The following is a 23,531-nucleotide window of genomic DNA, read 5'->3' as shown; positions in this document are numbered from 1 at the left end:
GATTCCTATAGTACAGACTTACCATAATCTAGCTTTTCAACACCCATAAACTCAGCAATAGTTTGACCTATATCTGCAAATGTATCTCTTGGGCCAATAAATTCTGATTCAATATTTTTACCCCACAATAAGAATGGTACGCATTCACGTGTGTGGTCAGTACCAGGTGCAGTTGGATCACAACCATGGTCTGCTGCTAAAATCACGATAGTATCCTCATCTAAATGTTTATCTAAATCAGGGATGCGACTATCTAAATATTCTAGTGCTTTACCATACCCTTTAGGGTCTCTTCTATGACCAAAACTTGAGTCTAAATCAACAAAGTTTGTAAATATAAGGCTATCAGTATCTGCATTTTGATACTCCTGTATAGTCTTATCAAAAAGATCCTCAAGGCCTGTTGCTTTCACAGCCTTTGTAATACCTTGGTTAGCATAAATATCTGCAATTTTACCAATAGAAACCACATTTCCGCCTGCTTTCACAAGTTTCTGTAGTAGAGTTTCTGCAGGAGGTAATATAGATAAGTCTCTGCGATTACCCGTACGAGCATACTCATCTGTTGACTCGCCGACAAACGGTCTTGCTATAACTCGACCAACCATCATATTCATTTCATCAAGAAGCTCTCTAGCTATCTTACAAATCTTAAGAAGGTTATCTAAACCAAAGTAATCTTCATGAGCAGCAATTTGAAATACACTGTCGCCAGAAGTATAAACTATTGGTTTTTTTGTCATACAACTTTCACAGCCATAATCTATAAGCACTTGTGTTCCAGAAGCATGGCCAGCATCAATAAAACCATCTTTAAGATCGCATCTTTTGACCCACTCATCAATAAATGCCTCATCAAAACAACTTTGATTTTCTTTTTTAGTGAAATAGTACCAATCAAACAACACTGGCACACCTGCAAGCTCCCAGTGTCCACTTGGAGTATCTTTACCCTTACTTAGCTCAGCACAGTATCCATACTTAGCATTTTCAATAGTATCACTACCACCTGAAATATCTGTAGATAGAGCCTTACACCTGTTATACTCAGCTGCTTGCTTCAACCCTTTTCTTGAAAGGTTAGGAAGAGTTATTTTTTTACCATTAGCTTCAAAATATTCTACAATATGACCAAGCGTATCAAAACCTTCGTCACCAAAGTCAGCAGCATCTGGAGCTTCACCAATCCCAAATGAATCAAAAAGTAAGATTACAACTTTTTTCTTTTTTAACATAAAAACTAAAACCTCAATTATTTTTTATTTTGTAAAAAGGCTATTCTAATACCTCTTAGAATAAGATCAGGAGATATCTCATCAAATATTCCTTCATCTTTGAAAAGCCCCGTAAACCCACCTGTGGCAACTGTATACACATCATTACCATCAAACTCTTCTATACTTCTCTTTTTTATCTCTTTTAAGGCACCAAGATGGCCATAATACAAACCTGAACGGATATTTGTTTTTGTATCGTAACCAATGGCAACCTCTGGTTTAACAATAGTTATTGATGATAGTTGAGATGCACCACTACACAAAGCATTCAATGAAAGCTTAACCCCTGGCATAATCGAACCGCTAAGATATTTTTTATCCTTAGTCACTACATCAAATGTTGTTGCTGTCCCTAGATCTATTATAAGCAAATTTTTATTTGGGTATTCTGCAATAGCACCTATACAACTAGCAATTCTATCAGCACCAACCTGATGAGCCTCAACTGAAGACATATCTAAAGCAGTAGTATCCATACTAATAAAAAAAGGCTTAATATCAAAATACTTAATAACTGCTGAACCTAAAGAATAATTTAGATGTGGAACTACAGAAGAAATTGCACACCCCTCTATTTTCGCTAAATCTACAGAATTTTCACGAAGAGCTTGCCTTAAAAAAACTCCCATCTGATCTGAAGTTGAATCTACAGATGAAGTTGCGTATCTGATTTGAGAGACTATATTATCGCCCTCAAAAACACCTATATGTATATGAGAATTCCCCACATCCATTACTAAAAGCATAGAATTGCCTTTGTTTTAATCAAAATAAACTGACTACATTATACAGTATAGGTTTGATATTAAAAAGATAACTGACTAAAACATAGATAAAACTGTACTATTCTTTCATCAAGTGCTATTGATTTAAGACTTTTCGATGATAAATCAACAGTTTTTAGCAATACTCGTACAAACGGGTATCTTTTCTAGCGTGTGAAAAATATAAAAAAACCACCCTCATGAGATCGCTATTAGACCCCGAATTTCAGGAATTATTAATGTGCTTGATCCCAGTTTTCACCACTATCGACATTTACTTCTAGTGGCACACTTAGCTCTACAGCTTCTTCCATAATTTTCTTGATTTCAACAGATACTTCTTCAAGCTTGTCTTTTGCCACTTCAAAAACTAATTCATCATGGACTTGCATTGCCATTTTTACAGTATCAGAATACTTTTCAGCTATGGTAGCATTTACACTTATCATCGCTTTTTTGATAATATCTGCAGCTGTGCCTTGCATTGGGGCATTGATTGCTGCTCGCTCAGCTGCTGCTCTTTGGATACCATTTTTAGCATTTATCTCAGGCAAATAAAGTCTTCTACCCAGTATGGTTTCAACAAAACCTTTTTCTTTACATACCTCTTTTGCAGTAGTCATATACTCTTTGACACTTGGATAACGGTCAAAATACACATTGATGTACTCTTGAGCCTCGCCTCTTGGAATTTCAAGTTGCTTAGCAAGGCCAAAGGCACTCATGCCATATATCAAACCAAAGTTTATCGCTTTTGCTCTACGGCGTTGCTCACTTGTGACCTCATCCAATGCCACACCCAAAACTTCTGCAGCCGTTGCACTGTGGATATCTAGCCCATCATTAAAAGCTTTTACAAGGTTAGCATCTTTTGAAAGATGTGCCATTATGCGTAACTCTACTTGAGAGTAATCAGCTGCCATTATCACAAAACCATCTTCTGCGATAAATGCTTCCCTAATCTTACGACCTTCTGCACTTTTTATAGGGATATTCTGCAAGTTTGGTTCTGATGAAGATAGTCTACCTGTCACTGTACCTGTTTGATTATATGAAGTATGTGCGCGTGAATTTTCATCTAAAATGTTTGGTAGCTTATCTATGTAAGTATTTTTTAACTTTGATAGATGACGATATTCCATGATCAATGCAGCAACCTCATACTCCTCTGCTAGTTGCACCAAAACCTCTTCAGATGTTGAAGCTTGACCTTTTGCCGTCTTTTTAATTGCTGGTAAACCCATTTTCTCAAACAGCACCTCGCGTAATTGCACAGGTGATGAAAGATTAAACTCTTCGCCACACAACTCAAAACACTTTGATTGTAAATCTGCTATTTTCTGCTCTAATTCAGCACTTTGATTTCTAAGCTTATTAGCATCAATCTTGACACCAAGCTTTTCCATATCATTCAAAATTAAAGCTAACGGCATCTCAACTTCACGATAAAGTTTATCTAAAATCTTTTCTTTAGCTAAAAGCTCGCCTAGATAATTAAATAATCTAAATGTAATATCCGCATCTTCAGCAGCGTATTTTGAAACTACTTCTATTTCAATTTGATCTAGTGTTTGTTGCTTTCTACCTGTGCCAGCTATTTCGGTATATGGGATTGGCTCAACACCTAGATATTCTTTCGATACTGCATCCATACTGTGCTTACCATTACTTTTCAGCACATACGCCATAATCATCGTATCATGAATATCTCCACGAATTTCAATACCATATTTTGAAAGTACTTTTTCATCAAACTTAAAGTTATGAGCGACTTTCGCATTTTTTATATTTGCAAATACAGGTTTTAACGCATTGATAACCACATCTAACTCAAGCTGTTGTGGTACACCAAGGTAACGATGCTGAACGGGAATGTAGTATGCTAAGCCCTCTTTTGTGCAGAACGATAAGCCAACCAAATTTGCCTCTGAGGTATCTAACGAATCAGTTTCTGTATCAAATGCAAAACTCTCGGCACTATTTAACTCTACAACTAAACTCTCAAGCTCTTCCATAGTCAAAACAGTTTTATAATCAACTGTTACATTACTTGTTGGGTGAACTATCTCAATACTTGCAGGTGTACTCTCATTATTACTAGTTGCAACAGGAGCTGTAGTTCCAAGCCCTTTTAAAAGTGTATTAAAACCATAGTGTGCAAATGTTTTAGCTAGGAATTCATCATCTGATTTTTTGCATTTCAAATCAGCTAAAGATAACCCTAGCTCTAAATCACACTTAATAGTAGCAAGTGTATACGATACCTTTAACTGCTCAATATTATCGCGCAATTTCTCGCCAACCTTACCTTTTACTTTATCTTGATTAGCTATTACACCTTCGATATTTTCGTATAGGTTTAGCCATTTAACAGCAGTCTTTGGGCCTACACTTGGTACACCGGGGATATTATCAGACTTATCTCCCATAAGAGCTAAGTAGTCAATTATCTGATCAGGGCGAACACCATACTTTTCTACTACACCATCGACATCTGTAGTGACATTCTTCATAGAATCAAAAAGTACTACTTTTTCATCTACAAGTTGAGCCATATCTTTATCACCTGTAGAGATAACTACACGATAATCCTCTTTCTCAAGATCTTTTGCAAGTGTACCGATTACATCGTCGGCCTCGACACCGTCTACAACTATCAGTGGAAAACCCATCTTTTTGATAATCTCATGTAACGGCTTAATTTGAACCCTCAGCTCATCATCCATAGATTTACGATTTGCTTTGTATTCTGAATAGATATCATTACGAAAACTTTTACCCTTTGCATCAAAGATAACTGCAACATGCTCGGTGTTATATTTTGTTGGTAATTTTTTAAGCATATTAATTACACCTAAAATTGCACCTGTCGGCTCGCCCTGCTTGTTAGTAAGAAATGGTAAAGCGTGATATGCTCGAAAAAGGTAAGATGACCCATCAACTAGTACGATATTTTTCATGAAGTTTTTAAAAGAAATTTAAAGCTAGTGTAATAGTAATATATACACAGCAATATAGCAAAAAATCATAGTCAATTAGTAACTGATATTACGCACCAAACATAAATTTGAGCAAGAAGATAAAGTGTTAGATGCAAGGCAGGTTTTTATTACCATAGCAGTAGCTATGGTAATAAAGTTCTAACACAGTCAGATGATATTTTAGCTTTTTGTCCTTTAGGATTATTTAATTTGCATCAAATAGCGTCGTTACCAAGATTTGAAGCTACTAGTAGCTCCTACACCTTGTTGCCTCGCTCTTCAACACAACTTATAACACTCAAAATATATTTGGTGTGTAACATCAGTTAGTAACACTACAACTATATGTCGTGATTAATATTTCCCGGTTGTGATTGCATTCTCAATCTCTTGCAAGCTTTTCCCCGTAGTCCTAGGCATAAAACGATATATAAAATAACTAAATCCAAAAGTAAAAAAACTGCAAAGAAAAAAGATATTAGCATAACCGATAATATCAATAACCGGCAGAAAGATTGATGTTGTAGCAAAAGATATAATACTATTTAAAAACAGCATTAATGGTAGTCCAAAGCTTCTAATGCTTGTAGGTATTAACTCAGGGATTATTACCCAGTTGTAAGACCCAATCCCAACCGCAAAAGATAAAATGTAGAGTATTAACAACCCTAAAAGTATATATGCTTTTATTTGCGAATCCGGTACTAATAAAAATAATACTCCTATCATCACAAGCACTAAAGCCATAGCAATGTTTGTAAGATAAATTACAACCTTTCTCTCAAGTCTATCCGCGATAAAAAATGCAACGATTGAACCACCGAACAAGCAAGTACTCATAATGCTACTGCTTAATACCGCAAGTTGATTAGACCCTGCACCAGTATTTTTAAATATTAAAGATGAATATTCTAAAATACTATTAATCCCTGTTAGCTGAAAGAAAATCACTATCATAGCCACAATAATCAAGTGCTTACTATATTTTTTCTTAAACTTAGAATCATCTCCCAAACCTTGATCATTTTCTAAATTTAATTGGGCATAAACTTTATTAGCTTCAGTAATACCATTTCTTTTAGCTAACCAAACAGGTGACTCCACTAAAACAAATGCTCCGAAAAATATCACTAGTCCTGGAATTATTCCAAGTAAAAACATAGCTCTCCAATCACTCTCAGAAGCATAGTAAACGCCAACATAATTGGCTAATAATATCCCAAAAGTAAGAAATAACTGAAAAGCTGTAAGTGCGCGACCTCGAACTGACTTTGACATCGTCTCAGATAAGTACAAAGGAACTACCACAGATATAAGACCTACTGCTACTCCTTGCAAAAGCCTTGAAAATAAAATCTCAATATAGCTGTCTATAAAACCAACTAACAAGAGTGAAAAGATAAATAGCACACTTGTGAAAATTATAGCTTTTTTCCTGCCTAAAATATCTGCCGCCATACCTGCTATCAAAATAGCAAATGCGCTACCAAAGAAAACAGCTCCGCCTAACAGCGATAGTTGAGAACTATTCATTGGAATATCTTCTTTTATGAAAAGCAAAGCTCCATTGATTATGCCGAAATCATACCCATATATCATGCCACCCATTGCAGCAAAAAATATTATAAGAACTACTTTGATATTATTCACAATTCAGAAGATTTGAGACATCTAAGTCAATATCTAAATACCACCAATTATCATTAGCGAAATCTTTACATTTAATAGCGTCTTTGTAGGTCATTATTACCCTATCATCAACCTCTATGTCTGAGAAATCTTTTTCCTCGTACTTGTGATGATCTTTAAAAGTTTTTTCATGATGAATATTTATACCTAAGCCATCAAGACTAGTAAAAAACTTATCCGGATTACCTATACCAGCCACGGCTGTAACTGACTTACCATAAAAGTTATCAATAGCTAAAGTCTCTTTTGAAAGTAAGTTTACAAACTCAAGTGATTTAATTTTTGTTTGAGTTATTTTTTGATTATAAGATTTTAGAAAATCCTTATCTGAGCCTTCTAATTCGCCAATCACAACGACTTGATCTACTTGACTTAATCTCTCAACAGGCTCTCTAAGCGGTCCAGCGGGTATACAGAGCTGGTTGCCAAACATCCTTGTTGCGTCAACCACACAACACTCATAATCTCTACCAAGCTTATAATGCTGCAAGCCATCATCAGATATTATCACATCAGTATCTGGGTATTTTTTTTCTATCAACTTTACAGACTCTACTCTTTTGGGTCCAATAACTATCGGAACTTTTCCTCTCAAAGCATCATAAAGCATTGCAGGTTCATCACCGCATTCACTAGGCTTAGTATTTACACTAACGACAAAAGGATAATTTTCTGACTTCGCACCATAACCACGACTTATAATCGCTACTTTTTTACCCTGAGCTAAATACTGCTCTGCTAACTTGCGGACTACTGGGGTTTTTCCAGTACCGCCCACAGATATATTACCAACTATTATAACTGGAATATGTGACTTATATTGTTCAAGGAGTTGCTTAATTTTGCGTCTTTGAGCAATTTTTGAAAAAATAAAGGATATAGGAAGTAACAAAAAACTTATAAGATTAATACTTCGGCTATACCAAGTTTTATCTAACATGCTAATCTAAACCAGACTGATAAAGTCTGTAGTAAGCACCACCTTTTTCTAAAAGCTCAGCATGAGTACCACTTTCAATAATACGACCAGCATCCATAACCACAATTTTATCAGCTTTTTCAACTGTAGTTAGTCTATGTGCTACTACTAAAGTTGTGCGCGAGGTTGTTAAGTTCTCTAGCGCTTGCTGAACTACTTTTTCAGACTCATTATCTAACGCACTTGTAGCTTCATCAAATATCAGCACCGGAGCATTTTTAAGTAATGCTCTAGCAATAGAGATTCTTTGTCTTTGACCACCAGATAATTTAGAACCATTATTACCAATACCTGTATGCATACCTTCTGGTAAATCTTTTACAAACTCATAAGCATTAGCTCTTTTCAAAGCATCTACTATTTCTGCTTCTGTTACATCACGATCTAAACCAAAAGATACATTGTTATAAACAGTATCATCAAATAAATGTACATTTTGAGAAACCATCGACAAATGTGAACGAAGATTTGCTAGCGATAACTCTCGCGTATCTTCTCCATCAAGGGTAATTTGTCCTTTGCTTTGAGTATAAAACCTTGATAAAACACTCGTAAGCGTAGTTTTACCACTTCCCGACTTACCAACGAAAGCAACTGTTTGTCCTGCCTTGATATCTACAGACACATCATCCAACACTTTTTGGTTTCCAAAAGAAAAATCTACATTTTTAATTCTGATATTTCCTTTCACATTATGAAGCTCTTTTCTACCAGTTTCTTTTTCTGCAGGGTAGTCTAATATATAAAAAATATCTTCAGTGGCTGCTACAGCCTTTTGGATAACAACATTTACTTTAGTTAGGTTTTTAATCGGCTTTAAAATAGCCGCTGCTGCTGCAAAAAATGATGCAAAAGAACCTGCTGTAAGCCATGATGATCCACCACCTTCATTCGTGCCGAAAATAGCTATTGTAAAAAGTGACAAAGCTAAAACTAAAGATGCTATTATTTGGATAATTGGAGAAGTTAAAGCATCTAGTGCTATTGTTCTAATTTGCTGAGAATATGTATAATCTAAGCTTTTATGAAATCTCTCACCTTGTTTACGCTGTGCTCCAAAAACTCTTATTTCCTTATAGTTTCTAAGAGTCTCTTCAGCCGTATGAGTTACATTACCCATAGAAGATTGTGTATTTCTACTTAAAGATCTAAATTTTTTGTTTATTAATGTTATAAAAACACCTAACAATGGTCCTATTAGAATTAGAAGTAATGATAATTGCCAGCTAGACACTACCATCACAACTATCAAACCAATCACAAATGTACCATCCTGCACAACTGTAATTATTGCTGTAGAAGTTGCCTCTGTAACTTGATCAACATTATATAGAAGCCTAGAAATAATTTGTCCAGATGAATGCTTGTCAAAAAAACTTGACGGTAGATCCATAAATCTTTTGTAAATATCTTTTCTGAACTTGTAAACAACTTTCTGACCAAGTGAACCAATGAAGTATTGAGATAAAAATGATCCAACAGCCCTAAGTGTAAGCAAGCCAACCATACCAACGCCCATCAACATCAGTATACTTGCACTTTGCTTAGTTATGTCACCACTTGAACCAAAACCATAATTAAGTATAGGGTTTATAAGGTATATCATCGAAGCATCTGCTGCTGAGAAAAATATACTACCAACAGCAGCTAAAGCCAAAAAGTGCCATAAATGTTTTACCTGAGAAAGTAATCTTTTATATAAAGAACTAACCTTTTCATGATTAGTCATTTGCCCACTAAGGTTATTAGAACCACTATCTTTCATATCAATTTTATCAATTAAATTTGCCATATTTTCAGTAAGAAGACCCTTTTCAATAAATCTGATTTTATAGTCACATGGTTAGCAATTATACACTTTTTTCTGATAACATAAAGAAAGGCTTAATATCTTAAAAAAACTTTTTAACTAATGCAGATTTACTTAGTTGGTGGTGCTGTTAGAGATGAACTTTTAGATCTAAAACCTAAAGACAGAGATTGGGTTGTAGTTGGTGCAACTGATGATGACATGCTAAAGCTTGGTTATAAACCAATTTTTTCTAGTTTTCCTGTTTTTATAAACCCAAAAACTAAAGAAGAATATGCTCTAGCTCGGACCGAAAAAAAAGTTTCTCGTGGCTACCATGGCTTTAAAATCAGCTCTGACCCAAGCATAACTCTAAAACAAGACTTAGAAAGGCGTGACTTAACACTCAATTCAATCGCTAAAACTATCGATGGTGATATCATTGATCCATTCAATGGCCAACAAGACATTGAAAACCGTATACTTCGCCACACCTCACTTGCATTCAAAGAAGATCCTTTAAGAGTTATCCGCCTTGCTAGGTTTAAAGCTCAGTTATCTGATTTTCATTTCACTATAGCTCCTGAGACCATAGAGCTTGTAAGCAAAATGCTTTCATCTAATGAATTAAACCATCTCACTAAAGAACGACTTCACTTAGAATTTATAAAATCATTGAAAGATCCTACTATATTCTTTAAGTGCCTAACAGGATTAAAAGTTCTACCAGCTGTCTTTCCTTACATATATAAAAATATCGATTTATTACATAGCTGTATTTTTTTCCAAAATGATGACTATAAAAATCTCTCAACAGATGAAAAAACAGCTTTTACATTCTATAACTTTCCTATAGAGAATCTTAAAAACATAAGAGACGAACTTAATCTAACCAAAAATCAGTATAAATTGTTATTAGCTAGCGCAAGCATATACCAAATAATAACAACTAATATACCAACACCACAAATACTACAGCTAATAAAATCTGCAAATATTCTGCGTAACCAACAGCTTTATATATCAGCAATTAAAATCATACAAAAATCTCCCATTGAGAGTAATCACCTAATGAAATTAGCTACCCTAAAAAACTCTATAGATGAAATATTAAGCTTCGATTTAAGCCCGCTTGCTAAATCAACCCCAGCAAATCAACTAAAAACAACCATAGAAAAACTGCAAACAGATACTATAAACAAGTATATAAAAGTATGATACAATGGGGAAAACTCTTATGCAGTATATACCAATAACAAATGAAAAAATTAGCTAGCTTAATACTACCAATAAACATACTAGTCTGTGTTGGTGCAATAGCAGTAATAATATTTACCATCGCATTTTTAGGCTGGAAACCATGTCCTATGTGCTTACTACAACAATTCTGTGTAATTATAATTCTTTTTCTTAGCATACTAGGAGTTATAAAAAAAAGTCCATCTAGCTTTCATATAGTAGTCAAGACTTTTGTTATACTAGCAATCCTTTATGGTATTTATATTGCCGGTGATCAGGTTTATATTCAGTATTTTCAGGCAATCCCTATTCATGGAACTATAGCGTCATGTGATATTAGCAGTCCATTTTTAATACAGGCTACTAAAAGTATAACTGGCTCCGTACAGAGTTGTACATCCATCTCAGAAGAAGTAAAAGGTGTGAGCCTTGCTATTTATAGTTTAGTGTTCTTTATATTTATGTTGCTTATAAATACATCAGCACTTTTTGTTAACATCCTAAAAAAGAAGTAAATCTTATGAACTTAGAAAAAATCAAAAAACAACTTACAAGCCTAAATGACAAGATACACTCAAATAAAAAAAACTATCTAATATTCATAGTTATTACTATTGCAGTTGCATGGTTTGCACTTGGTAAACTAGGTATTTCAATAGCTATTGTGTACTTTATTTTTCAAACTAAATTTGTAAAAAAACAACTCCCTAAATTCAAAAACAAGAATTTTGCTTCTATTGCCGTTATAGTCGCGACGCTTGCTTTGTTTGGATGTATTTTTGGTTTTGCTCAATTTATACAATCAATGATTTCACATGGTATGGCTTCTTATGTACCTCAACCTGTAGCGGTAACATCATCAGAGGTAGTAAAAACAGACTGGAAACAAACCATAAACACAATTGGTGAAGCTCAATCAATTCAGTCTACAGAAATATCTTCTCAATCTGGTGGTATCGTTAGTGAAATACACTTTAAAGGTGGACAGATAGTAAAAAAAGGTGATTTACTATTTAAGCTAGACACTAGCCAACTAAAAGCAAACCTTGAAGAAGCCCTATCAAAGTTAAAACTTGCTAAACTAACAAATGATCGTTATAACAAACTTGCAGGACAAAGAGCAACATCAAAAGAATCTGCAGATAAAGCAAACTCAGAATATCTATCAGCTCTTGCACAAGTGCAAAACATCGAATCACAAATAGGCTTTAAAGAAGTCAGAGCTCCTTTTGATGGTAAGATAGGTATTCGAAACATTAGTTTAGGCGAGTATTTCAATAATGGTGATAGTGCTGCAACTTTAACAATGCTTGATCCTATTTTCATAACATTTGCCGTACCGCAAAATAAAGTTAGTCAAATAGAAGTCGGACAGAATATAGATTTCTTCTCTGATTCTATGCCAAACAAAGAATTTACTGCAAAAATTACTGCAATTAACTCTTTCATCAACAGCTCAAACAGATCAATAACTGTTCAGGCTACTTATAAAAACCCTGATCGTGTAATAGTTCCAGGAATGTTTTTAACAGTACATGTAAGCTTACCTGATGTTAAAAATTCTATTGTAATACCTAGAAATGCCATCTCATATAGCTTGTATGGTCAATCTGTATATACTCTAACCCCTGAAATGGAGGATGGTAAGCCTAAAAAAGCTTCTTACACTTCAACAGAATCTGGCAGTATGAAAACTGTAAATACAGACAAAACTCTTTATAAAGTTGGCGAAGAAAATGTAGATGTTTTAGAAACAAGAAATAATCTAGCTCTTGTAAAGGGGCTTAAAGAGGGTTTAACAATAGTTACTTCTGGCCAAAACAAGGTTCATAAAGGCATGAATGCGGTCGTTAATAATAGTGTAAAAATTGATAACAACATATATACGCAAGGACCTCAATAATGAAGTTAATTGATATATTCATTAGAAGACCCGTTCTAGCTCTATCAATAAGTTTTATGATTATAGTTGTTGGGGTTGGATCATTTTTTGGTCTACAAATTAGACAATACCCATATATTGATAGTGCTACAATCACAGTAACTACAACATATCCAGGTGCTAACCCAGCTACAATCCAAGCATTTGTCACAAGACCCATAGAATCATCTGTTGGCTCGTCCAAGGGTATTGACTACATGACTTCTTCTTCTGCCTTAGGAGCAAGTACTATCACAGTATTTGTAAAGCTTGGCTATAATACAAACGATGTTTTATCTGAGGTTGTCCAAAATGTAAATGCCGTACTAAATCAGCTACCTGCAGATGCTTACTCTCCTTCAATAAGAATGAATCCTGCAGATAACTTCCCATCATTAATACTAGCATTTACTAGTAAATCAATGAACACCTCTGAAATATCAGCATATATTAACTCTGAACTAACTCCAAAGCTTTTAGCTAAAGGTGGTCTATCATCTATTGATGTGTGGGGTAATAAACCCTACGCTATGCGAGTTTACCCTAACAAACAAAAAATGGCCGAATATGCTATTACACCAAGCGAATTAGCTACAGCTATAGGGTCTAACAGTTTGATAGCTGCTGGTGGTCAGATTCAAGGTCCTTACCTAAACTACACTCTTAATCCAGGCACAAGCATGTCAACGGCACAAGAGTATGAAAATTTAATTGTTAAAAAATCTGAAAGCCAAGTAATTCGACTAAAAGATATAGCAAAAGTTGAGCTAGGTGCTCAGGATTATGATTCATCAGTAATCTTTGATGGTAAAAATGCCGTGCTTGCCGGAGCTGTCGTATCTCCGGAGGATAACCCTCTGACTGTGGTAGCTCGTTTAATAAGTGAGCTACCAGGCATTAAAGCTTCATTACCTAATGGCTTGGATGTCAATATCGCTTATAACCAGACCCTATATATAGAAAGCTCTATTGAAGAGGTTATTCACACGCTAGCTGAAGCTATTATTATTGTTTCAATTGTAATGTTTTTATTCTTAGGATCTCTAAGAGCAATCGTAGTTCCCATTATTGCAATACCTTTATCTATAATTGGCTCATTCTTCTTTATGAAGATCATGGGATTCTCAATAAACCTTCTAACACTTCTGTCAATGATCTTGGCAATTGGTCTCGTTGTAGACGATGCTATTGTTGTACTTGAAAACATTTACCGGCACATTGAGGAGGGCATGGAGCCTTTTGCCGCATCAATTAAAGGGGCTAGAGAGATTGCTAATCCTGTAATCTTAATGACACTAACACTAGTTGTTGTATATGCTCCTATCGGAATGATGGGTGGCTTCACTGGACAGCTCTTCACCGAGTTTGCTTACTCATTAGCCGGCGCTGTTGTCATTTCAGGTATTGTAGCGTATACACTATCTCCAATGATGTGCTCCAAAACACTCAACAAACAAATGATGAACACTAAACTTGTTCACTTTATTGACAAACTTTTTACCGCTCTAACAGCAAAATATACAGCTTTACTTAAGTTTGTACTTGAGATAAAACCAGCTATTGCAGTTATGGGTCTCATAGTTCTAATAAGCTGCTTTATAATGGGTATGGGTGTAAAGTCTGAGCTTGCTCCAAACGAAGACCAAGGTTTCTTGGGTGTAATGGGACAAGCACCGTCTTCAGCAAACATTAATTATCTTGAAACTTTTGGAAAACCTCTTGCTAGCACTCTTGATACGATACCAGGCAAACAAAGTACATTTATTCTAAACGGAGTAATGGGTTCGAATGTTATTTTTGGTGGGTTTATAATGAAGTCTTGGGATGATAGAAAAATCTCTCAAGCTAAAGCTGCAAAACTGCTTCAAGCTAAAGTTACAGATTTACCAGGTATTCAAACATATACTTATGAAACACCTTCTCTTCCTGGGATACCTCGTGGTGCACCAATGTCTCTTGTTATTCAAAGTGTTAATGACTATGAAGCTATCAACGAAACCACAAATAAGCTGATAGATAAAATGATGAGCAGTGGTATGTTTGTTTTCGCTCAAAGTGATCTTAAGTTTGACAACCCAGTTGTTGATATTGACATAGATAGAGAAAAAGCAGGTATTTTAGGTATAACTATGGCAGATATAGCTAAAACACTACAATACTCTTATGCTGGTGGTTATATAAATTTCTTCTTCTTAAAAGGGTATAGTTTCCAAGTAATTCCTCAATTAGCGCGTAATGAGATGCTTACTCAAGAGCAACTAGGAAATATATTTATCCGCTCTGATGGACAAGGTAATCAAATGACATCAAAAGACCTTGTTGGTGATTTGTTTAATTCTGAGCTACCTTTATCTGCTTTAGTTAACTTTAAAACTGAAGGGCAGCCACTCACACTAAATACTTTCCAACAGCTAAACTCTGCAACAATATCTGCAGTTATGGCTCCTGGATTCAGTCAGGGTCAGGCAATTGACTATGTTAAAAACCTAGCTCAAAATGAACTTACAGAAGGTTTTTCATATAACTTCTCAGGCTCTGCGCGTCAAACTGTTGAAAATGGTAATACAATGATGATTGCCTTTGCTTTTGCAATAGTCTTGATTTTCTTAGCGCTATCAGCACAGTTTGAAAGCTTTAGAGATTCATTGGTGATTTTAGTTACAATTCCTATGGCTATATGTGGAGCATTGATTCCTTTATACCTAGGACAATATATGGGTGCAAGTTGGGCATCATTAAATATCTATACTCAGCTGGGGCTTGTAACCCTCATTGGTCTAATATCCAAGCAAGGTATCATGGTTGTGGAGTTTGCTAACCATTTACAATCACATGAAGGTTTAAATAAGTACGATGCAATTGTCAAATCATCATCTCAAAGGCTAAGACCTATTCTTATGACAGTTTCAGCGATGGTAGTGGGTGTTATTCCACTAGTAACATCATCAGGTGCTGGTGCTGTAAGCAGAAACTGTATTGGTGTAGTTATCTCAAGTGGATTGGTTATTGGTGCTATATTCTCATTATTTGTACTGCCAGTTGTTTATATGTATCTTGCCGAAGACAAATCTAAAGCTGTTGCTTTAGATAAAAAGCAACAAAAAGCTATTGATGAATTAACCTAACAACTTCTCTTTTCTACCCAATACATTCTATATTTAAAGCAAGGTTGATTAATAGTTCCTAAATGACTTTCCTTGACATTACCTCCTGTAGCTTATAGATTAATCACACTATTACTTTAAACGATACCAAGATGCCTGACCAGTCTTACCTACCAAACAAAAAAAGCTTAATAATCCTTGCCTGGACTATATGCTTAGTTGTTACTCTAAATTATAGTTATGATTTCTTTATCCGTGCTGCTCCAGGTGTAATGTCTGATGGACTAATGAAAACGTTTAAAATAGATCACGCTCAAATAGGATGGTTATCTTCAGCGTATTTTATATCTTATACGGTGATGCAAATACCCGCTGGCATTTTTCTTGATAAATATAATCGAAAGTGGGTAATTTCTATCGCTACTCTTCTTTGTGTCTGTGGTAACTTTTTATTCTCCGCAACAGATCATTACTGGGTTTCTGTGCTTGGAAGAGTGCTTATGGGTGTAGGTTCAGCTTTTGGATTTATCGGTGCTGCAAAAATGGCAGCTATGTGGCTCCCTAAAAGGTTTTTTGCTAGTTTTATGAGTTTCACAACAATGATAGGAATTCTTGGGGGGTTATTTACAGACACTGTTCTTTCATATCTCGTAGGGCATCTTGGTTGGCGTGAAGGTAATGGGCTTTTCACATATATTGGTGTAGGAATCATTATTTTAATTTTACTAGTTGTTAAAGATAATGAAAAATTTATTGAATACCATAAGAAAAACAGTGCGCCAAAGCTTGTTGATAGTCTTCACACAACATTTAAAATGTTTACAAACTCAAAATTTTGGGCGGCAGCATTTATCGGCAGTGCCCTTTTCTTACCTATAAATGTTTTAGGCTCGCTATGGGGTGTTGGACTTATACAAACTAAATTTGGTCTTTCAGAAACTAACGCTGCCTATATAAACAGCATCCTTTTTGTCGGTACTGCTATAGGCTTTGGGGCAGCTGCGATTATAAGTGCTTTTACTACAAGATATAGGCTATTATTCACTATAAGCTTAATCAGTATGATTATTATAAGTATAGTCTTGATATATATACCTATTAGCCAAGATTTGTTTATTATTTTGTATTTCTTACTTGGCCTAATGTCTGGTACAGAAGCCATTACATTCACCGTTGGTAGAGCAATATCACCACCAGGTACATCCGGGGCATCAACAGCCGGTCTAAATATGATAAACAACATCATACCTGTAATATTACTACCTGGAATTGGTTATTTACTAATTAATCTAGGAACCCAAATAGGCCCTCATACATACTCTATAGGTAGCTACCATAAAGCATTAGCAGTTATAGTTGCTATACTTGTAATTTGCCTACCAATGAACCTGCTTTTACCAAAAAATATTAGATTATAAATCTGACTATACCTGGTTTATCAAAAAAATAATGAAAGAGCATATAATTTAATTATCCTTGATACTAAAAGTATACTTTACTGCCTTTCAACTAAATAAATAGTATTTGTTTACCCTGGCACTTATTTAAGAATAGCTCTGTTTATAGACTCCTTAATGACATCTATTCGCTTACCAAACTTTACAGGATGACTCATGCATTTTTACTACATATTTGACAGTGACTATCTTTAACAAGAACATATTTATTCAAGCTAATTTTATTAGCATCATAACAAACTAGCTCAGAATTATTATTTTTATTCAAAATATTATTTATCAATAAATTTATCGCTGTCAACGATGATTGTGAAGGAAGGTACCCTAAGACTCCAGTATTAGAGCAAGAAATTAAATCTGCTGCTCTTATACCAGGATAAACACATGATAAACATGGTGATTTGTTATCTAAGTTAAATAATCCAACTTGGTAAGATGCTTCTAGTACACTTACGCTTAACAAAGGTACTTTATATTGTAAAGACAGCTTATTTAATAAAAACTTAGTTTCGAAATTATCACTTCCATCTAATATATAATCATATGAGCTAATACTAAATTCTTTTTCATTTAAAGAAGTTATTTTTTTATTAAAAGCCTCAACGACTACATTATCATTAAGCTCTCGTAATCTCTGGTACGCTACAGTAACTTTAGACTGTCCTACATTATCTGTATGATACAATATTTGCCTAGGCAAGTTGGATAACTCAATATCATCATTATCAACAATTCCAAGCTTACCAACACCCATACTAGTTAAAAAAAGTGCTGCTGGCGAACCAACCCCACCTACTCCAATCAATAAAACTGCAGTATCTTTTAACTTTTGCTGAGCACTAATGCCAAAACTTTCAAGAGAAGTTTGTTTACTATAACGTCTAATCTCACTAGCTGATAATTTGGACAAATCACTCATTATGCTAAACCTTAATTCATAAGAATTTTTATATTATTGATCACAGTTACAGGGTTATCTGCTAATGTAATCAGTGAAACAACTGCAATTCCATTAACTCCAGTGCGAGCTATCTCAGTTATATGAGACTCTTTTATACCACCAATTGCTACTAAGGGTAAATTCACTAGTTTTTGCCACTCATTAATTCTATTAATACCTTGAGCTGAAAATTTCATCTTTTTAGTTTTAGTTGGGAATATTGGTCCTAAAGCAATATAACTAGGGTTTAAGCTAGAAGCTATAGAAAGTTCATAATAATCGTGCGTACTTAACCCTAAAGCAATATTTTCACTAGCAATTTGATCTAACACATCACTACCACACTCATGTATTTTCACAATATCCTCATGTCCAAGATGCACACCAAAAGCTCCATATTCAATTGCTAAATTATAATGATCATTTATAAACAGTTGGAGGTTATATTGATTTTGATACTCAATAGCTTGTATTACTTCATTTCTAACATCTTCTTGAGGCATATTTTTAATTCTTAACTGAACAGTTTTAATACCCTGCTTAGCCAAAAAAAGCACCCAATCACTACTATCAACAACAGGGTATAGACCTATTTTATTGATCTTCTTAAAGCTCAAATCCCTCAAATTCAGATATGTCTTGGGAAAAGCATTACTATCAGCTAGGAAACCTGAATTTCTCAAAAATAATGAACCTTTCTTACTTAACTTTTCGGCATGTTTAATTGCTGAACTAATATATGCTTTAGCTAGTACAATACTATTATTAGTATCATAACCTTTTACTAAAAATGCACCCATAGCTGCAGATAACGTGCAACCACTACCATGAGTATCAGAATTGTTTAAAAACCTATTTACACTTAACCACAATACTTGGTTACGTTTATAGTTAAAATAACAGTCTACTGCTTTATTACCTTCATTATGTCCACCTTTCAAAAGAACATTTTCAATACCATAAAGTTCACTGATTTTTTTTGCCATATTTAACATCTGTGACAAAGTTATCGTTTTAGTTATTTTTAAAGATAATAACATTTGGGCTTCTTGTAGATTAGGTGTAAAGATATCGACCCTCAATAGTAACTCTTTTTTAATAGCATCCAGCACTTCAGTACACATCAACATATCACCTGAGGTTGCTACCATAACAGGATCACATATATATACAATATCTCTACGATGCTTAAGTAACTTAGCAAGTTCTAAAACTTGTCCCACTGTAGCTAACATACCACTTTTAATAACTTTAATATTAAAGTCATCTTTTAAAGCACTTAATTGGGCAGCAAACATATTATCTGAAACACTCTCTACTTCATACACTTTATGAGCATTTTGGGCAGTTATAGCAGTTATCACATTTAAAGCATGGACACCTAGATTACAACAAACTTGGGTATCTCTTTGTATTCCAGCTCCACTGCAACTATCTGAACCTGCAATAGTCAATAAAACATCTTGCATACTTATTATATTCCTTATTTTGATAGTCAAAAATATTTATAAACTAAATTCCCTAAACCTGCCAAAATGGAGTTTCAAGCAAATTAGTGGAAGGAGAGCTTAAGCTTCTTTCAGGCATTCTTTGAGCTTCATAAGCTTTTTTACCAGCATCTATAGCTTGAGAAAAAGCTTTTGCCATTTTGACTGGATCTCCAGCCTGAGCTACCGCACTATTTAATAACACACCGTCATACCCCATTTCCATAACTTGGGCAGCATCAGAAGGTACACCTAAACCTGCATCAACTATAAGCTTTATTTGAGGAAATCTTTCTCTTAAGACGTTTAAAGCGTATGGATTGATAACACCTTTGCCACTACCTATGGGCGCACCCCAAGGCATAAGTACCTCGCATCCCAATTCCACTAGATAAGTTGCCACTGAAAGATCATCAGTAGTATAAGGCAAGACTTTAAAGCCTCGTAAAATCAATTGCTCACAAGCCTTAACTAGCTCTATGACGTTCGGCTGAAGGTTATAGTCATCTCCGATAACTTCAACTTTGATAAAATCTGTCTCAAATATTTCTCTTGCCATTTCAGCCATTTGTATCGCTTCAGCAGCTGTCTTACAACCGGCAGTATTTGGTAAAATATGGCATTTAGTTTTTTTTAAAGCTTCCCAAAAATTATTTTTATGAAAAGTTGGATGTATCGAACGTTTTAAAGATACCGTGACCATTTCTACCTGTGCAGCTTCTATTGAAGCAATCATACATTCTAAAGAAGGATACTGTGAGGTTCCTAATATAAAATTAGAGCTTAAAACCTTATCAAATAACTCTAACATAACTATCCTCCCTGCATTGGTAAGATGATATCGATCTGATCATTATCATTTATCTCTTTAGTGGAGTAATTCGATTTTGGTACAAAAACATTATTTATCATTACTGCATAACAGCCACTCTTATAATCATTTAAGTCTAAAATTTCTACCAAGCCTAGCTTTGTATGTTGAGTTAGATCAACAGTCTTATTATTAAATTTAATTTTCATAAATATCCTTTTTAAATTCTTCTAATAAATCATTAGCAATTTTTGGAGCAAATAAATACCCATGTCGAGATAATCCATTAATAGAAGTATTACCCATATTTCTTATAATTAATGGTTTGTCATCAAAGCTAGTTGATCTTACAGAAGTTAAAGTTTTTATAAGCCTCGCCTCAGAAAACCTTTTATCTATCACAAGTAACATAGACAATAACTCCATTACACTTTGCACTGAAATAGATGAGTAGTCCTCACTTAGAATACTAGTTGCACCAACATAAAAAACCCCATTTCCTCTAGGAATTAAATATAGAGGGTGTCTTGGGTGAGCAAGCCTAATTACATGCTTAAGATTAATATCTTTATGTTGTACGATTAAAGCTTCCCCACGAGTACCATATAATCTACTATCTTTACTCTTTTCTATAGGGAATCCTCTACAATCATAGACATACTCATATTCACAAGTGTATTCATCAATATATATTTTATTATTTTCTATTTTAGTAATCTCTTCTTTTAAAAATCGTATATTGCTTTCTTCAGAGAAGTACTGGCTTGTAAATTTAAAAAAACTTGGAACATTTATTACGCCTTCATTAGTTATTAACAAACCTTTATTCATAAACGTGCCATTCATAAGAGATGATTCAAGACTTGATAAATCATCAGAACTTATATTCCTAAACCTTTCTTTAATGCTCTCATGTTGTTTAGTAAAAAAACTTACTCTATTTTTAATTAAATCAAACTCATTCACATCATTTTTATGTGCTAAAAAAAGCGTGTCGAACTTATCAATAATATTATGTTTTTGAACTAAATTTTCTCCACGTATAGATAACAATTCTTCCCATAGCTGTACACTATCGGCTCCTAATGTATACGTATGGATGCCACAACTTGTAACTTCCGAAACAGGAGCTAGCATACCAGCCGCTTGATAACTGCAGTTATCTTTTGCACCCAAAGAAGCCTTGTCATACAGATCTATACCCAGATGAGGAATATTCTTTGTAAAAGTTAAGGCTAAAACCCTCCCCATTACTCCTGACCCTATTATTGCTATTTTTTTCATTATATAAGCCTAGTTAACTAGCATACTCTCTCTTTATATCTTGAGAAATTTTCATAGAACAAAATTTAGGTCCACACATAGAGCAAAAGTGTGCTGCCTTATGGCCTTCTTTAGGTAAAGTTTCATCATGAAATGCACGTGCTTTTTCTGGGTCTAAACTTAGATTAAATTGATCATCCCATCTAAATTCAAACCTTGCTTTAGATAATGCATTATCTCTGATCTGGGCTCCTGGTAATCCTTTAGCTAAATTAGCTGCATGTGCTGCTAGCTTATACGTAACGATACCCTCTCTAACATCATCTTTATTAGGTAAACCTAAATGTTCCTTAGGAGTAACATAGCAAAGCATAGATGTGCCATACCAAGCGATCTGAGCAGCTCCAATTGCTGATGTAATATGATCATAACCAGGAGCAATATCTGTAACTAGTGGCCCTAATGTGTAAAATGGTGCCGCGAAACAATCTTGAAGTTCATATTCCATGTTTTCTTTGATAAGCTGCATAGGTACATGCCCAGGGCCTTCTATCATTGTTTGGATATCATGCTTCCAAGCTATTTTTGTTAACTCACCTAAAGTTCTTAATTCAGAAAGTTGAGCAGCATCATTAGCATCATTTATGCACCCAGGACGAAGTCCATCTCCTAATGAAAAACATACGTCATAAGCCTTCATTATTTCGCAGATTTCTTCGAATCTTGTATATAAAAAATTCTCCTGATTATGATGCATACACCATTTAGCCATTATAGAACCACCTCTAGATACAATCCCTGTAATTCTTTTTGATGCTAAAGGAATAAATGCCTTACGAACACCTGCATGAATAGTAAAGTAACTTACTCCTTGTTCAGCCTGCTCAATAAGGGTATCTCTAAATAACTCCCAAGTTAAATCTTCAGCAACACCATTAGTTTTTTCAAGAGCTTGATATATAGGCACTGTACCGACAGGAACTGGACTATTTCTTACAATCCACTCTCTAGTTTGATGAATGTGTTTACCTGTAGATAAATCCATAATAGTATCAGCACCCCACCTTGTTGCTGTAACCATTTTTTCGACTTCTTCAGATATTGATGAAGTTACTGCAGAGGTGCCCATATTTGCATTAATTTTAACAGAAAAATTTCTACCGATGATCATTGGCTCTAACTCAGGATGATTAATGTTTGCGGGGATTATAGCTCTTCCACTAGCAACTTCATCACGAATAAACTCAGGAGTTATTTCTTTGACTATATTTGCCCCAAAGGATTGTCCAAGTTGCTGTTGATGCATAGTACTATCTAAATGAGAATTTGCTCTTTTAATATTCTCTCTAATAGCGATATACTGCATTTCAGGAGTAATCACTCCTTTCCTGGCATAATGCATTTGTGAAATATTTTTGTCTTTGCATGCTCTAAAAGGCATTACATTTTTTTGAAAGTTCAAAGCATCATTTGATTGTTTATTACTATAGTCCGAACTAAGCTCATCAAGCTCATGTAGGTCATTGTTATTTTTGATCCATTTTAGTCTATGTTTAACTAGACCCTCGCTAATATCAATCTTATTATCAGCATTGGAATATTCGCCAGATGTATCATAAAGATATATATCTGGGTTATCAATTTTTACTCCATCAATATTTGTTTGAGATTGTTTTATAACCCTAAAAGGGACTTTAAGATCATCATTATCAAATGATGAGATATATACCTTCTTAGAGTTAGAATATGGCTTAGTTAAATTATCATCTAGCCTATAGTTATGTACTGATTTGATGTTATTAAAACTCATTTGACTCTCCAGTTTGTTTA

The 23,531-nt window shown here is 34.5% G+C and carries 17 protein-coding genes; 5 read left to right on the top strand and 12 right to left on the bottom strand.

What is annotated here, in order from left to right:
- Positions 1-5: 5 nt before the first annotated feature.
- From FLM55_RS07020 to msbA, 6 genes are all read right to left on the bottom strand, one after another.
- The gene (locus FLM55_RS07020) at positions 6-1,235 is read right to left on the bottom strand and encodes a phosphopentomutase (RefSeq protein WP_178948632.1); all 1,230 of its coding nucleotides are present in this window, start codon (positions 1,233-1,235) and stop codon (positions 6-8) included.
- 17 nt (positions 1,236-1,252) lie between these two features.
- Positions 1,253-2,023 carry a type III pantothenate kinase gene (locus tag FLM55_RS07015; RefSeq protein WP_178948631.1) on the bottom strand — a complete coding sequence of 257 codons (771 nt, stop codon included), beginning with the start codon at positions 2,021-2,023 and terminating at the stop codon, positions 1,253-1,255.
- Between the two features lie 254 nt (positions 2,024-2,277).
- Positions 2,278-5,001 carry a DNA polymerase I gene (polA, locus tag FLM55_RS07010; protein ID WP_178948630.1) on the bottom strand — a complete coding sequence of 908 codons (2,724 nt, stop codon included), beginning with the start codon at positions 4,999-5,001 and terminating at the stop codon, positions 2,278-2,280.
- A 375-nt stretch (positions 5,002-5,376) separates the two neighbouring features.
- The gene (locus tag FLM55_RS07005) at positions 5,377-6,672 is read right to left on the bottom strand and encodes an MFS transporter (RefSeq protein ID WP_178948629.1); all 1,296 of its coding nucleotides are present in this window, start codon (positions 6,670-6,672) and stop codon (positions 5,377-5,379) included.
- Positions 6,665-7,651, bottom strand: a complete 987-nt coding sequence (lpxK, locus tag FLM55_RS07000) for a tetraacyldisaccharide 4'-kinase (RefSeq protein WP_178948628.1) — start codon at positions 7,649-7,651, stop codon at positions 6,665-6,667. The genes FLM55_RS07005 and lpxK overlap by 8 nt, the downstream gene beginning before the upstream one ends.
- A gap of 1 nt (position 7,652) precedes the next feature.
- Positions 7,653-9,482 (bottom strand): lipid A export permease/ATP-binding protein MsbA, encoded by a 1,830-nt coding sequence (msbA, locus tag FLM55_RS06995; protein WP_178948627.1) that lies wholly within the window; start codon positions 9,480-9,482, stop codon positions 7,653-7,655.
- Between the two features lie 120 nt (positions 9,483-9,602).
- Here msbA and FLM55_RS06990 point away from each other — a divergent pair, with 120 nt between their 5' ends.
- The 5 genes from FLM55_RS06990 to FLM55_RS06970 all read left to right on the top strand — a co-directional run bounded on the left by FLM55_RS06990 (position 9,603) and on the right by FLM55_RS06970 (position 17,161).
- On the top strand, positions 9,603-10,697 hold the full coding sequence (locus tag FLM55_RS06990) for a tRNA CCA-pyrophosphorylase (protein ID WP_178948626.1): 1,095 nt from the start codon (positions 9,603-9,605) through the stop codon (positions 10,695-10,697).
- A 41-nt stretch (positions 10,698-10,738) separates the two neighbouring features.
- Positions 10,739-11,233 carry a disulfide bond formation protein B gene (locus FLM55_RS06985; protein WP_178948625.1) on the top strand — a complete coding sequence of 165 codons (495 nt, stop codon included), beginning with the start codon at positions 10,739-10,741 and terminating at the stop codon, positions 11,231-11,233.
- Between the two features lie 5 nt (positions 11,234-11,238).
- Positions 11,239-12,621, top strand: a complete 1,383-nt coding sequence (locus FLM55_RS06980) for an efflux RND transporter periplasmic adaptor subunit (RefSeq protein WP_178948624.1) — start codon at positions 11,239-11,241, stop codon at positions 12,619-12,621.
- On the top strand, positions 12,621-15,764 hold the full coding sequence (locus FLM55_RS06975; protein ID WP_178948623.1) for an efflux RND transporter permease subunit: 3,144 nt from the start codon (positions 12,621-12,623) through the stop codon (positions 15,762-15,764). Before FLM55_RS06980 ends, FLM55_RS06975 begins: the two co-directional genes overlap by 1 nt.
- A gap of 131 nt (positions 15,765-15,895) precedes the next feature.
- Positions 15,896-17,161, top strand: a complete 1,266-nt coding sequence (locus FLM55_RS06970; RefSeq protein WP_178948622.1) for an MFS transporter — start codon at positions 15,896-15,898, stop codon at positions 17,159-17,161.
- Between the two features lie 193 nt (positions 17,162-17,354).
- On the opposite strand, the gene FLM55_RS06965 is transcribed toward FLM55_RS06970, so the two are convergent.
- The 6 genes from FLM55_RS06965 to thiC are packed head-to-tail and all read right to left on the bottom strand — an operon-like array spanning position 17,355 to position 23,511.
- A complete protein-coding gene (locus tag FLM55_RS06965) occupies positions 17,355-18,119 on the bottom strand; it encodes a HesA/MoeB/ThiF family protein (RefSeq protein ID WP_178948621.1) in 765 nt (254 codons plus the stop codon).
- Between the two features lie 11 nt (positions 18,120-18,130).
- Positions 18,131-19,609: a bifunctional hydroxymethylpyrimidine kinase/phosphomethylpyrimidine kinase gene (thiD, locus tag FLM55_RS06960; protein ID WP_178948620.1), complete on the bottom strand. Its 1,479-nt coding sequence runs from the start codon at positions 19,607-19,609 to the stop codon at positions 18,131-18,133.
- 52 nt (positions 19,610-19,661) lie between these two features.
- Positions 19,662-20,438, bottom strand: coding sequence for a thiazole synthase (locus FLM55_RS06955; RefSeq protein WP_178948619.1), 777 nt, complete (start codon positions 20,436-20,438; stop codon positions 19,662-19,664).
- Between the two features lie 2 nt (positions 20,439-20,440).
- A complete protein-coding gene (gene thiS, locus FLM55_RS06950) occupies positions 20,441-20,647 on the bottom strand; it encodes a sulfur carrier protein ThiS (protein ID WP_112870640.1) in 207 nt (68 codons plus the stop codon).
- Positions 20,637-21,722 (bottom strand): FAD-dependent oxidoreductase, encoded by a 1,086-nt coding sequence (locus FLM55_RS06945; protein ID WP_178948618.1) that lies wholly within the window; start codon positions 21,720-21,722, stop codon positions 20,637-20,639. The genes thiS and FLM55_RS06945 overlap by 11 nt, the downstream gene beginning before the upstream one ends.
- A gap of 13 nt (positions 21,723-21,735) precedes the next feature.
- Complete coding sequence (gene thiC / locus FLM55_RS06940; RefSeq protein WP_178948617.1) at positions 21,736-23,511, bottom strand: phosphomethylpyrimidine synthase ThiC; 1,776 nt, start codon at positions 23,509-23,511, stop codon at positions 21,736-21,738.
- Positions 23,512-23,531 lie beyond the last annotated feature (20 nt).

Origin of the sequence: Francisella sp. Scap27, from assembly GCF_013394105.1 — a bacterium.
GTDB lineage: Bacteria > Pseudomonadota > Gammaproteobacteria > Francisellales > Francisellaceae > Francisella > Francisella adeliensis.
Note: the sequence above shows the minus strand (reverse complement) of the source record. Positions and strands in the feature narration are given on the sequence as shown.